Genomic DNA, 14,073 nt, shown 5'->3' with positions numbered 1-14,073 from the left:
AATAAACTCAGAATTCTTTCATTATCACAACTCAGAATCACACTCATATCACCCATTAAGGCAAAGTCACAGAAACAAAAACGCCAGCATGATCGGATACGCTCGACTGACTTGGATCAACCAAGTTGTTAAATACAACTCTGCTTTCACGAATGTTCTTTGCCTGATTCATAAAAATGTAGTCAATCCGTCTGGCAGACCCACCTACATCCAGCGTCGACACCCCAACGGTACAATGCGCGTCGGATTGTTTAGTATTTGTGCATAAATTGTCCAGCGATCTATTCTGCGCATAAGCATCAATAAAACCAGCATTGACAATCCTGTCATAGAAAAACCGCTCCACAAAAGGATCCACGCGAAAACGATCGATATTGAAATCGCCACCAAGAATTGCAAAATTTCCACTTGGAAAAGATGTCTCTAATTCACTAATAAATGGCAGTAAAACATCTAACTGAGCATCTAACTGATCTGCTGTGCATGCAGCGCAAAGATGCGTGTTGTAAATATTCAGTTTAATGTAATTGGGAATATTGATGCGTGTCATCATGACATTTCTTGGCAATTTGATATCATGTCCGCGGAAATTCAATTCAGTCGCATGAGGCAAGTGCTTGGTTGTCCTGAAATCGATTTCACAACGGCTCAGTACGGCATTGGCTACCCCTATCACACCCGGCAATCCAATTTCAAACGCTGTATATAAGTCATAGTCACGATTACGGGCACGAAGCTTCTTCTGCAAATCAGCTGCGCTATTTTCAGTATGAACCAGCGCACCACCAACAACTTCTTGAAGCAGAATGACATCGACTGGCGTTTTCTCCGCAAACTTGGCAACATCCTCCAAACGCTGTTCACGAGTTTCAATTTCTTTGAACAGTAGATTAACGGATAAGATATTCAGGTAATTACGACTGGCAACATCATCACATTGAATTTTTTGCCCTTTATTTTCGCCGCCACTTTTGGCACAACCGAATAACACTATAATGCTAAAAATTGCGAAGAACACTATGTTTTTCATGATTTATCCCCTGATAAAACAACAAACAGGTGCCTCATTCAACACTTTTCCACTAGTCTTTAATCTATCTAAATATCAATATTCGTAGCCCTTAATGCATTCTTCTCAATAAACGCACGTCGCGGTTCCACCACATCACCCATCAACGTAGTAAAGATTTCGTCGGTGAGTATACTGTCTTCGATCTGGGCGCGTAACAGGCGGCGATTTTCCGGGTCCATCGTGGTTTCCCACAGTTGGCTCGGATTCATTTCCCCCAAGCCTTTATAGCGTTGTACATTCAAACCTTTTTTCGCCTCTTCCATCAACCATTCCAATGCTTGTTTGAATTCACTAACAGCCTGCTTGCGCTCACCGCGTTGGATGTAAGCATCATGGCTCAGTAAGCCTTTAAATACCTGAGCGGTTTTCTGGATTTGTGCATAGTCACCACTCTCCACAAAATCATTATCAAGGTAGCTGGTGAGCACATTACCATGCGACATGCGCATAATTTTCAATCGATAACGTTCGTGTACATTATCATATTCCGCGGCGATATCAACGTCCCTGACACGTACAGCCAGACGAGCTGCACTGTCAATCGCCGCTTGTTCGTTGTGTAAATCGACATCCGGCTGACGCAGCAATGCATGCATTACTTTACTGTCAATCATTTGACTCATACGCTCAATGACCGCTTCCGCCAAAATATATTCATTAGCAATTTTTTCCAGCGTCTCTCCACTTAAAGATGGTTTATCTTCACCGGTATGCAACTCGGCATCGGTTAGCGCGAGGCTTAGCATGTGTTGTTTTAATTCATGATCATCTTTGACGTAACGTTCTTTTTTGCCGTGTTTGATTTTATACAGAGGCGGTTGCGCGATATAAATATGACCACGCTCGATCAGTTCGGGCATTTGCCGGTAAAAAAAGGTTAACAGCAACGTGCGGATATGCGAGCCATCTACGTCCGCATCAGTCATGATGATGATACGGTGATAACGCAGCTTGTCCGGATTGAATTCATCTTTACCAATACCGGTTCCCAGCGCAGTGATCAGAGAAATGATCTCCTGTGACGAAATCAACTTGTCGAAACGTGCTTTTTCGACGTTAAGGATTTTCCCCTTGAGTGGCATAATTGCCTGAAACTTTCGGTCACGCCCCTGTTTAGCGGAACCGCCAGCGGAATCACCCTCGACCAGGTAAAGTTCGCACAGTGCTGGATTTTTCTCCTGGCAATCAGCCAGTTTTCCGGGTAACCCCATACCATCAAGGACGCCTTTACGGCGCGTCAGTTCGCGTGCTTTACGCGCGGCTTCTCTGGCTCTGGCAGAATCGATGATTTTATTGCAAATGGTTTTGGCATCGAGTGGATTTTCAAGCAGATACTCAGACAGCTTTTGCGCCACGACTTCTTCCACCACGGGGCGTACTTCTGAGGACACTAGTTTTTCCTTGGTTTGCGATGAAAATTTGGGCTCAAACAGTTTTACCGATAATACACACGACAAACCTTCACGCATGTCGTCACCGGAAGTTTCAACCTTGGCTTTTTTAGCTAGATCATTTTTTTCGATGTAATTATTGAGTGTGCGTGTCATTGCAGCACGTAAACCTGTCAGATGAGTACCACCATCCTTTTGCGGAATATTGTTGGTAAAACATAACACCTGTTCGGTGTAACTGTCATTCCACTGCATCGACACTTCGACTACAATATTGTCCTTTACACCAGTCGCATAGAAAATACTGGGGTGCAGTACGGTCTTACTGCGATTGATGTATTCAACAAAGTTTTTGATACCGCCAGTAAAAGCGAATTTTTCATCCTTACCAGTGCGTTGATCAATCAGATGAATTTTTACACCATTGTTGAGGAATGAAAGCTCACGTAAACGCTTCGCAAAAATATCATAATGGTATTCAATGTTACCAAAAATTTCCTTGCTGGCAAGAAAATGTACTTCTGTTCCGTGTCGTTCACTTTCTCCCGTCACTTCCAGCGGTTTGATTGGGACACCCATGCGAAATTCTATCTGGTGCATTTTACTGTCGCGACGAATAGTGAGTTTCAACCATTCTGATAGTGCATTGACTACCGACACGCCAACCCCGTGTAAACCACCGGAAACTTTGTATGAATTATCATCAAATTTCCCGCCAGCATGCAATTCGGTCATAACGATTTCCGCCGCAGAACGCTTCATTTCATCATCCTGCTTAATTCCGGTGGGAATGCCGCGACCATTATCCAGCACACTGATTGAATTATCCGGATGGATAGTAACGGTTATGTCATCACAATGGCCAGCTAATGCTTCGTCAATCGCATTATCGACGACTTCAAACACCATATGATGCAAGCCAGTGCCATCGCTGGTATCGCCGATATACATGCCGGGCCGTTTACGTACGGCATCCAAGCCTTTGAGTATTTTAATACTTTCTGAATCGTAATCATTTAAATTGTTTTTAGGTACGAGGGGATTTTGATTACTCATTAGTCGGGATACTTTATGAAATTTACAGGAAACGATTCAATGGTAGCTGTTTTTGTAGATTCTGACACAGTTATTGTTAAATTCTCATCGGCATTACAATATATTTGAATATTTCATTTCCCGGTATTGTCATTAAAACACTGTTGTTGGCGTTTTCAAACGCGCATTGTACGGACTCGCTCGTGACATTATTTAATAAATCCATCAAATAGGTAATATTCAGACTGATGTCGACAGGATCATCATGATAATTGATCTCTAGTTGCTCTTCGGCTTCTTCCTGTTCATTATTCTTGCAGATAATGCGTAGATTATTTTCATCGACAATTAGACGCACGCCACGAAACTTATCGCTTTGATTGGATAGAATAGAAACCCGCTGTAGAGCATGCAGAAAAATTAAGCGGTTAATATCAAACAACTTGTTGTTTCTTGTTGGAATAACTCGATTGTAATCAGGAAACTTTCCGTCGATTACTTTTGATATCAGGATTATATTCGAGAAAGAAAATCTGACCTTATTCTGGAAGTATTCTATTTTTACCGGATCCTCACTGTCATCAAGCAATTTGGATAGCTCATAGACCGCTTTGCGTGGCAGGATAACTTCCTGCTTATTCTGTATTTTATCCAAATCCGTTGAGATATAAGCAAGACGATGACCATCAGTGCCCACACTGATTAGTTGCTTACCGTCTACCAATAACAAAAGTCCGTTCAAATAATAGCGAATATCCTGCTGAGCTACGGCAAACTGAACAAAATGCAAAAGATCTTTTAATTCTTTTTGCTTGAGTGTAATAGTGCTGCCAGATTCTGTCTCTTCGGTTACTTGGGGAAAATCTTCCGCAGGGAGGATTTGCAGGCTAAATGCGCTTTTACCTGAATTAACCTGTAAATGATCACTTTTCCTGGTTAACGTTACTTCTGTATCGGATGAAAGGGAACGCAAAATATCCTGAAGCTTTTTTGCAGATACTGTTAAAGCAAAACCCTGTTGGGAAGAAAGATCTCCAATAACCACCGTTTTAATTTGCATTTCCAGATCAGAGGTCAAAAAGGAGGTATTTTCGTGATTTTGTTCAATCAGTACATTTGATAGGATCGGTAATGTCTGTCGACGCTCTACAATACCGGTAACAGTTTGTAGTGGTTTTAGAAGTGTATCTCGATTGGTTTTAATTAAAAGCATTTATATGAATATAGTAATAGTTAGATAATGTCTTTAATAATTCTGTATAGTTTAAAATTTATTTTAAATTTCAGCGTCATATAATGATAATTTTGTTTGTATGAGTACGGTATAGAATTTGGATAGATTGTGGATAAAATTAGCGCATTATTTTTTTTAATGGTTATCCACAATTTGTTAAATAGTTATCAACCTCTTAAAATGAGAATCAAAGCGTTAAAGTCTCGGCTTACAATGGGATCAGAAATACGCAATTCGTTAATCTTTCGGTAGCCATGTAATACGGTAGTATGGTCTCTTCCGCCAAAAGCTTCGCCAATGTCTGGTAGGCTCAGTGAAGTAAGCTCTTTGGCAATAGCCATTGCCATTTGTCTTGGTCGCGCAACAACGCGCGAACGCTTTTTTGAGTACATTTCGGAAACTTTGATTTTGTAGTAATCAGCGACAGTTTTCTGAATATTTTCAATTGAAATCTGACGACTTTGTACCGCGAGTAAATCTTTTAATGCCTCTTTTGCCAGATCAAGAGTTATGTCCTGATTGACAAAACGTGAAAAAGCCTGTACCCGCTTCAATGCACCTTCCAGCTCGCGCACATTTGATCGGATATGTTTGGCGATAAAAAAAGCGACATTTTCATCCAGCCGGATTTTCTCCTGTTGTGCTTTTTTTAAAAGGATTGCAACACGCATTTCCAGTTCAGGGGGTTCTACCGCAACGGTTAATCCCCAGCCAAAGCGCGAAACCAGACGCTCTTCAAGTCCGGTAATTTCTTTGGGGTAACTGTCGCAGGTAATGATGACTTGTTTATGCGTTTCAATTAGGGCGTTAAACGCATAGAAAAACTCTTCCTGCGTACGATTTTTACCGCCAAAAAATTGTACGTCATCGACCAGCAACAAGTCTAACGAATGGTAGTAAAGTTTAAATTTATCAAACGCTTTATGCTGATAAGCACTGACAACATCGGAGACATATTTTTCTGCATGCACATAACGAATTTTTGCACTTTTGTTGTTTTTATGTACGTAGTTGCCGATGGCTTGAATCAAATGTGTTTTGCCAAGACCTACACCGCCATAGATAAATAGTGGGTTATAGGCAATCCCTGGTGATTCTGCCACCTGAATGGCTCCTGCTCGCGCCAATTGGTTTGCTTTCCCGGTTACAAAGTTATCAAAGGTGAAGTTTGGGTTCAATCCACTAAGATTCTTTTTGGCAGGATGGGAAACAGTTTTAGATCCTGGCTTGACTTCATTAAAATTAGATGAGGATTCTAGTACTTGTTTCGACGTATTATTTTTAACTTCTGTTTGTTCAGCAAGTTTTAGATGGAATTGGATATTCTTATCAAAGTAGGTCTTCGCCATACCTTCGATATGTGTAATAAAATTATCTGCGACCCACTGCGAGACAAAGCGATTGGGTGCAATCAGCACTACTTTGTTATCGCTATTTAATACAAGATCAATTTCTAGTGGTTTAATCCATGTGTTAAATTGTTGCGCATTAAGTTCTTTTTGAAAATGATCAAGACAGGATAACCAAAAAGTGTTCAGTTTCAGTGATTGCATCATTTTTTGTTCTTTATTTGTCTGGTTTGGAAAAGCACTCATCATGCAATACTCGTTACAAAAGATCTGACGTTAGATTTCTAGGTTATCGATCAATCGTGTGTTATTAAGCCAAGCTGCGCCTAATACGACTAAATCTTGATCAGATGCCTGCGCAAATAAAAGTGTGCTGCGTTGATGAATGCTGATGTAGTCAACTTTCCAGCCGTGTTGCTCCAGATTGGAGATAGCACTTTCCTGCAATGTTTGAAAGTTCTTACTACCAGAATTAATTTTTTGTTTGATTCGCAAAAGCGTTTGGTAAAGCCTGCAAGCTTCAGAACGTTGTGCTTCATCTAAATATTGATTGCGCGAACTCAATGCTAAACCATCCGCTGCACGAACAGTTTCATTAGCAATAATTTCAACAGGTAAATTTAATTGTTGTACCATTTTACGCACTATATGCAACTGCTGATAATCCTTTTTTCCAAATATGGCGAATTCAGGTTGAATAATATTGAATAATTTCAATACGATCGTTGCAACACCACGAAAAAATCCTGGCCGAAACTTTCCTTCCAAGATATCTGCTACAGGTGGTAATGCTAACAAGAATTCTTGTGGTGTTGGAAAAAGAATTTTTTCATCTGGCGCGAAAACTATCTTGACATTTTGTGCTGACAGTGCATTACAATCTTCTTCGAATGTTCGAGGATATCGGTTGAAATCTTCATGAGGAAGGAATTGCAACCGGTTGACAAAGATACTGACAATTACGCAATCTGCTAATTGATTGGCTTGATCGATCAGCGCAAGATGTCCTGAGTGTAAATTTCCCATCGTAGGAACAAAAGCGATTTTTTGCTCTTGGCTGAGGTTCTCACGTAACTCTGAGATATCGGTAATTATTTTCACGCGATATGCATGTTAATTAAAATTCATGTTCATTTCCAGGAAACAATCCAGCTTTAACTTCATCGGCATAATTTGTCACCGCTTCCTGAATGCTTTGAGCATCTGCCATAAAATTTTTGACAAATCGCGGTTTCTTTCCTTGAGATAAGCCCAGCATATCGTGCAATACCAAAACTTGTCCGGAACAGCTATTGCCAGCTCCAATACCGATAGTAGGAATGGAAAGCGATTGCGTAATCTTTTTAGCCAGTGTAGCTGGTATAAGTTCCATTACCAGGATGCTTGCACCGGACCTTTCTAAAATTTTTGCGTCATCTAATAGTATCTTGGCTGATTTTTCTGAATTACCTTGTAATTTGTATCCACCCAGTTGATGGATCGATTGCGGTGTTAAGCCAATATGCGCGCAAATGGGTATGCCGCGTCGAGTTAAAAACTGAATGGTGTCAGCCATGATGTGCCCGCCTTCAATTTTCACCATTTGCGCGCCAGCAGCAAGAATTTTGCAAGCATTCTCAAAAGCTTGTTCTGGAGAGATTTGATAACTGCCAAAAGGCATATCGGTGATAATGAGCACCTTGTCAGTACCCCGTGCAACGCAGCGAGTATGATAAATCATGTTATCAAGCGTAACTGATAGCGTGGTTTTTTCACCTTGTAAAACATTTCCCAATGAATCGCCGACCAGCAGCACATCAATGCCTGCATTTTCCAAGAGGGTTGCGAAAGTTGCATCGTAACAGGTCAGAACGCTGATTTTCTGATTGTTTTCTACCAATTTTTGCAGTGCAGTGATTGAGGTTCTCATGCTTTAATGTAAGGGCAATAGGTCTCGTGAAAAATACGGTTCAGAGCAAAATAATTTATCCTTCGATTTTTAATAATCTTTGTTCTTGGCACGCAAAAAGTAACGGCGCAATATCGCCATATCCTGGAATCTGACAATCTGGAGCAATTTCCATCAAGGGCTGCAATACAAAAGAGCGTTGGATCATACGCGGATGCGGTATGATCAGTCCGGCATCCTGATATTGCAGTGTATCATACAGCAATATATCGAGATCCAGAGTCCGCGGTGCATTTAAGGATTCACGCACGCGCCCTTGCTTGAGCTCAATGGCTAATAATGCAACCAATAAATCTTTTGGTGCAAGCTCAGTTTTAATCTGTGCCACTGCATTGATAAAATCAGGCTGATCCAATCGTCCAACCGGAGCGCTTCGATACAGCGATGATCGTTTTAATATTTGCGTGCCTGGAAGTTGCTCCAATTCATCAAAGGCACGTTGTACTTGGAAAATCGGTTTTTTAAGATTACTACCTAAAGCGATAAAGGCTTGACTTGTTTTCATTTACTTGAAATTTGCCATTCAAATGCTTGGGCTGTCGATCGGATATTCGGAATCTGTATTAGAGCTGGACGAAGACTTCTTGCGGCCGCGTTTTCTTCGCCCCTTTTTAGCGGCTGCTTGCATGGGCAGCATTTTTTCCCGTGCTGCATTATCTGCGGATAGAAATGCTTTCCACCAGTCTCCGTATTCCGTATTGAGTTCACCGCTTTCACAGCGCAAAAGCATAAAATCGAAGGCGGCACGGAAACGTGGATGGGCAAGCAAGCGGAAGGGCTTTCGCCCGACACGCGCTTCAAATCGCGGTTGCATTGCCCATATTTCTTGTATCACGGCATCAAAGCGACGGGGAATCGCAAGTTTTTTATGTTGAAGCGAAAGAATGTGATCCATTGCTTTGAATAAAGCAGGCAAAGGTTTTTCTCCAGTTGTTTGAAGTGAGTTCCAGTATGACAACACTTCATGCCATAATAATATTGCAAAGAGGAATCCAGGTGAAACCGGCTTATTTTGTCTGACTCGTTCATCAGTGTTTTGCAGCGCAAGGGTAATAAAACGCTCGCCCATGGGCTGTTCAAGAATTACATCGAGCATGGGCAAAAGGCCATGATGCAAGCCTCGTGCACGCAGTTCGACGACACAAGACAACGCATGCCCTGACAGTAGCAATTTCAACATTTCATCGAAGAGGCGAGACGCTGGAACATTTTGCAGTAAAGGAGCCAGATCGCCAATCGGCTTGGCAGTTTCTGTTTCGATTTGCATATCCAGTTTTGCTGCCAAGCGAACCGCCCGCAATAAACGCACCGGATCTTCCCGGAAGCGTTGTACAGGATCGCCGATAATACGCATTTTTTTTGCTTTAAGGTCTTCGTAGCCGTTCAGGTAATCCAGGATTTCTTCTTTGGCGGGATCATAAAATAACGCGTTGACCGTGAAATCACGCCGCTTGGCGTCTTCTTCCTGATTACCGAAAACATTGTCATGTAACAAGCGACCATGTTGGTCGATTTGCTGAATCGATGCCGGATCATCTTCATCATCCGGTGACGGTCCTCGAAAAGTAGAGACTTCCACGGTTTCCGCGCCGCACATTACATGTACCAAGCGAAAGCGTCGTCCAATAATGCGCGAGCGACGAAAAATCTTATGAACTTCTTCTGGTGTTGCATTGGTTGCAACATCGAAATCTTTCGGGATCAATCCTAATAACAAATCGCGAACCGCACCGCCGACGAGGTAAGCGGAAAATCCGGCCTGCTGCAAGTTGAGGGCAATTTTTAATACACATGGAGCAATCTGACTACGCCGAATTCCATGAGATTTGCTGGGAATTATGCTTAACTTTGAAAGCGATTTGGAAACAGGTGCTTGGCGATTGAATACCTTGCTGAGAAATTTACGGATCATTGCGATGATTGAAAGTATTCGGTGCAAATTATTAAGTTAACGAATAATCGTTTTGTATGATGTATATGATCATAATGAGCTTATAAAATAAATGAAGCTGATCGATAAGCCGGGTTCTGTCGTGGACAGTCATTCCTCTAGTTGCACAGTTACCTGTACACTCAAGCAACCTACCCGCAGGCTCCGCGAGCCGCATCATTGCCTGCCTATTTGGTCTTGCTCCGGATGGAGGTTACCGCGTTTCACCGTAACTGAATACGCTCGTCTCTGTGGCCCTGTTCCTCACCTCACGGTGGACGGCCGTTAGCCGACATCCTGCTCTGTGGAGCCCGGACTTTCCTCCCCCTGTGTTCATGAAGAACACTAAGCGGCGACTGTCTGATCAGCTTCGCCGACTATTCTATCATCATGCAAAAATGATCGGTTGGAGAAATAATCGATCAAAGATTGTGCGCTTACCTTCAAAAATACCAGATTAGAGTTTTGACATTTGGATTAAAAATGGGGTATTTAAAAACCAGTCCTTTGTAATCCTTATGCATTGGTCCGGTATATACTGCAGAGCATGTGTTCATGTTCCATCAGAAAATTAGTTTCTTTTGATCACGTACCTTTTAACACGACCGTTTACATCTATGCAATTAAAATTCTTGCCCAGCTTGAAGCTATTTTTTTTTATTATTCTAAGTAGCACGCTAGTATTGCTGGTTTTGTTGTCCAGCAGCGCTTACTCAAAAACACCATCATCGACTATTAAAGCCATAGATAGCGCGCGCGCGGTTGTTGATCGTAGCAAACTGGAGGAAACACAGCGGCAAGCAGCGATTAACCAGCTTGATACGGCACGAACTGATGAGCTCGAAGCAAACGTGTTGGGAGAGCGCTTGGCAACATTACAGGCTGAGACTGCAGATCAGCCGGCACGGATGGAACGATTAAATAAAGCTTTGGCAACAAGTCACGAGCATGAGCTGCTCGAATGGTCCAAGCGTCTTCCGGTCGATGCTGATGGAGAAACACTCGAACAGATTTTGGAGCAGGAACAAACTATTATCACTGATCTGCGCGCGCAGATCAGTGCCGCTGGCACAGATTTGGCTCTAATATTATCACGTCCGGCTCAAGCGGCTGATGAAATAGCCACACTGCGTCGTCGCATCGAGGAATTATCAGTTCCCATCGTTGCTCAAAAAGATGAACCCGCTGCATTATTTGAAGCAAGACGCTTATCCCGTCTCAGCGAACAACATCGATTACAAGCCACACAGGACTTACGCCTTGCCGAACAGGAAACTGCTATGCAGCGACAGCGTCTGCATGAGCTGACGTTGCGTGAACTGCGTTATCGGTTAGATTTGCATGAAGAACGCGTAGAACATCTGCAGCAGCGCATTACCAGTCGCGGTCGATATGAACTGGAATCGCTGATTGAGCAACTGGTTAAGCGTGAGCAAGAACTGACAGGCGGTAACGCTGTAGCGTTAGATGCCGCTACCGCGAATCTTGCAATTGGTAAGGAACTTATTCAGCAAAACGAAAATTTGGCGCGGGATCGTATCGATTTGGCCAGTATCGAGCAAACTCGCGAGCACATTGCAGTAGCCTTGAGTGACAGCCGAACCCGTCTTGATATTGGTGGGACTAGTGAACGTGTTGGTCGCTGGCTGTGGAGCGAACGACGGCAGTTGGAATCACCGGTTCGTCTTGAGCTGCACTTGAAAATGATCCGTAATGATCTGGCCGATTTGCGGTTAGAGCGAGTAATGCTAAGCGAACAGCAACGAAGATTGCTGGATATTGACGCTGTCGTAAAAGAGTTGATTAAAGCACGTCCGGGAGCGGATGACGATGAGCATGTGGATGTATCGGCGCAGAACCTGTTATTTCCTTTGTTGCGTAAGCGTATCGAGCTGTTGGCACTGTTAGAACCTTTGCTTCAGCGCCGTATTTCTGCGCTGGAAAAGAGTGAGAGAACTCTGCAGGAGCAAATCCAGGATATCTGGGAGTTGCAGCAGATGCTGGATCGCCATTTGCTGTGGATTCCTAGTCATGGTGTTATCAATAGTGACTGGCTACAGCGATTACCAGAAGGGGTATATGATCTGATCAAACCATCGCGCTTCATCACCATAATGGAGCTAAGCTTGCGTAACTTTGATCGTCAGCCGCTTCCTTGGCTAGGTAGTTTGCTGCTTGTGTTGATCTTGCTGGAATTTCGGCGCCGTGCGCCAGCTCGTATCGAAGCTCTGGCTGCTGATATCAGCCGGATTCGCCGAGACAGTTACCGCTCTACGCTTAAAACATTGGGATGGACCCTGCTGGTTATTTTGCCTGGTCCTGTGATGTTAATTCTGTTAGGGCAATTGCTGCAGAATGTTGGTAATCCAGAGCGCTTCAGCCATTCTATGGGCCAAGCCTGTATGTTGTTGGCGTTGCCGTTGCTGATAGTGCAATTACTTTATTGGACTAGCATGGAGCAGGGCCTTGGCCATGCACATTTTCGCTGGACCCGGCAACGTCGTGAGGCATTGCGTCAAGCATTGCCGAGAATTGCAATTGTGGTGCTACCATTATACTTTATTGGTTCGTTGGCATTTATTCGTCAGCTTGACCTGGCGATTGATGTGCAAGCACGGATGGCCATCGTGCTGAGTTGCGTGGTACTTGCGTGGGCTCTCTGGCGTCTTCTGGATGTTGGACGACTTTGGGTTGTTCGAGGCGTAATCAGCGAACCATCTACTTTACGCAAGTTATTGCGCATGCTGCTTCCAATATTACTTTTGACCATTGCAATATTAGCCTTGACTGGTTATGTTTATACGGCGGGTATGATATTGCAGGCACTGCTGGCCAGTTTTAGTGTGATTGTGATGGTTGCGATTGGAGTGGGGCTTCTTGCACGCTGGTTTTTGCTCGGAGAGCGACGTCTGGCACTGCATCGATTGGATGAACGTCGCTCAGCAGCAGCACAAGCTGCTGAAGAATCCGGCGAGGCGATGCCGGAACCGGAAGAAAACATTACTCTGGAGCAAGTCAACACACAAACACGTCGCTTGTTACGAGCACTGCGTTTAACTCTACTCATACTGGGACTGACCTGGGTGTGGGCTGGCATATTGCCGGCGATTACTCGCCTGGATGAGATTGCGTTATGGCATGTCAGTGAAGTGGGCGCCGATGGCGCTACGTTCCAGCAATCAGTCACTTTGATAGCGGTATTGTTAGGTATCTTTACTTTGGTGATGACTACGGTGGGTGCCAGAAATCTGCCGGGATTGATCGAAATCAGCCTGTTGTCACATATCCGCATCGATGCAGCTTCACGTTACGCCATCACCAGCGTATTGCGCTACGCGATTGTAATTGGTGGAACCATAGTGGGATTGAGTTATCTCGGTTTGCGCTGGTCGCAACTGCAGTGGATGGCTGCGGCTTTGACGGTTGGGCTTGGTTTTGGCCTGCAGGAAATTTTTGCCAATTTTGTATCCGGTATCATTCTGCTATTTGAGCGCCCATTCCGGGTTGGCGATGTGATCACGGTCGACGGATTTTCCGGGCGAGTTACTCGTATTCGCACTCGCGCAACCACTGTACTTGATTTCGATAATAAGGAAGTCGTGATTCCCAATAAGACCTTTATTACCGGTCAACTCATCAACTGGACATTGACCGATGCGACCACCCGTGTTGTCATCCAGGTAGGAGTTGCTTATGGGGCTGATGTTAAAAAAGTACGCGAATTGCTGTTACAGATTGCCAGAGAAGATGAGCGTGTGCTGGCGGAGCCGGAATCAACATGCTGGTTTGTTGCTTTTGGTGCAAGCTCACTTGATTTTGAGCTGCGTGTATTTGTTAACAGCATAAGTCATCGGCTAGAAGTTCAGGATGCACTCAACACACGAATCACTACGTTATTTGCTGAACACAATATTGAGATTGCCTTTCCCCAGCTCGATTTGCATGTGCGTGATCTACCTTCTGAATTGATTCGTACCCAAACGCCTGTTGCCATTAAGAAGGAAGAATCGAAGTCGGATGAGTCGGTGTATAACGGGTGAGAAGCATGAGCAAGAAACATGCAGTAAATCTCTACCTGGATCATTCCGCTCAATGGTGATTACTGTCAGCGAGT

9 protein-coding genes and 1 other RNA gene are annotated in these 14,073 nt (G+C 43.7%); 1 reads left to right on the top strand and 9 read right to left on the bottom strand.

All coding sequences use genetic code 11. The annotated features are described in order from the left end of the window. Positions 1 to 55: 55 nt before the first annotated feature. The 9 genes from C7H79_RS07525 to rnpB form a co-directional block, all read right to left on the bottom strand. Positions 56 to 1,030: an endonuclease/exonuclease/phosphatase family protein gene (locus C7H79_RS07525; protein ID WP_106706676.1), complete on the bottom strand. Its 975-nt coding sequence runs from the start codon at positions 1,028 to 1,030 to the stop codon at positions 56 to 58. A 68-nt stretch (positions 1,031 to 1,098) separates the two neighbouring features. Further along, positions 1,099 to 3,519: a DNA topoisomerase (ATP-hydrolyzing) subunit B gene (gene gyrB / locus C7H79_RS07520; protein ID WP_106706675.1), complete on the bottom strand. Its 2,421-nt coding sequence runs from the start codon at positions 3,517 to 3,519 to the stop codon at positions 1,099 to 1,101. A 76-nt stretch (positions 3,520 to 3,595) separates the two neighbouring features. Then, entirely contained in the window at positions 3,596 to 4,711 is a 1,116-nt protein-coding gene (gene dnaN / locus C7H79_RS07515; protein ID WP_106706674.1) for a DNA polymerase III subunit beta, read from the bottom strand. A 188-nt stretch (positions 4,712 to 4,899) separates the two neighbouring features. Beyond that, entirely contained in the window at positions 4,900 to 6,330 is a 1,431-nt protein-coding gene (gene dnaA, locus C7H79_RS07510; RefSeq protein WP_106706673.1) for a chromosomal replication initiator protein DnaA, read from the bottom strand. Positions 6,331 to 6,357: 27 nt separating this feature from the next. Then, positions 6,358 to 7,182, bottom strand: a complete 825-nt coding sequence (panC, locus tag C7H79_RS07505) for a pantoate--beta-alanine ligase (RefSeq protein WP_106706672.1) — start codon at positions 7,180 to 7,182, stop codon at positions 6,358 to 6,360. 16 nt (positions 7,183 to 7,198) lie between these two features. After that, positions 7,199 to 7,990 (bottom strand): 3-methyl-2-oxobutanoate hydroxymethyltransferase, encoded by a 792-nt coding sequence (panB, locus tag C7H79_RS07500; RefSeq protein ID WP_106706671.1) that lies wholly within the window; start codon positions 7,988 to 7,990, stop codon positions 7,199 to 7,201. Positions 7,991 to 8,045: 55 nt separating this feature from the next. Next, entirely contained in the window at positions 8,046 to 8,534 is a 489-nt protein-coding gene (gene folK / locus C7H79_RS07495; RefSeq protein ID WP_106706670.1) for a 2-amino-4-hydroxy-6-hydroxymethyldihydropteridine diphosphokinase, read from the bottom strand. An 18-nt stretch (positions 8,535 to 8,552) separates the two neighbouring features. After that, positions 8,553 to 9,941, bottom strand: coding sequence for a polynucleotide adenylyltransferase PcnB (gene pcnB, locus C7H79_RS07490; RefSeq protein WP_106706669.1), 1,389 nt, complete (start codon positions 9,939 to 9,941; stop codon positions 8,553 to 8,555). 89 nt (positions 9,942 to 10,030) lie between these two features. Further along, positions 10,031 to 10,331, bottom strand: an RNA gene (gene rnpB / locus C7H79_RS07485) — RNase P RNA component class A. Positions 10,332 to 10,576: 245 nt separating this feature from the next. Here rnpB and C7H79_RS07480 point away from each other — a divergent pair. Next, positions 10,577 to 13,999, top strand: coding sequence for a mechanosensitive ion channel domain-containing protein (locus tag C7H79_RS07480; RefSeq protein WP_106706668.1), 3,423 nt, complete (start codon positions 10,577 to 10,579; stop codon positions 13,997 to 13,999). The last annotated feature ends 74 nt before the right edge of the window (positions 14,000 to 14,073 follow it).

The sequence above is a fragment of the Nitrosomonas supralitoralis genome (genome assembly GCF_003011925.2).
GTDB classification, from domain to species: Bacteria; Pseudomonadota; Gammaproteobacteria; order Burkholderiales; family Nitrosomonadaceae; genus Nitrosomonas; species Nitrosomonas supralitoralis.
The sequence above is the reverse complement of the archived record's forward strand: the minus strand, read 5'-3'. Positions and strand labels throughout refer to the sequence as shown.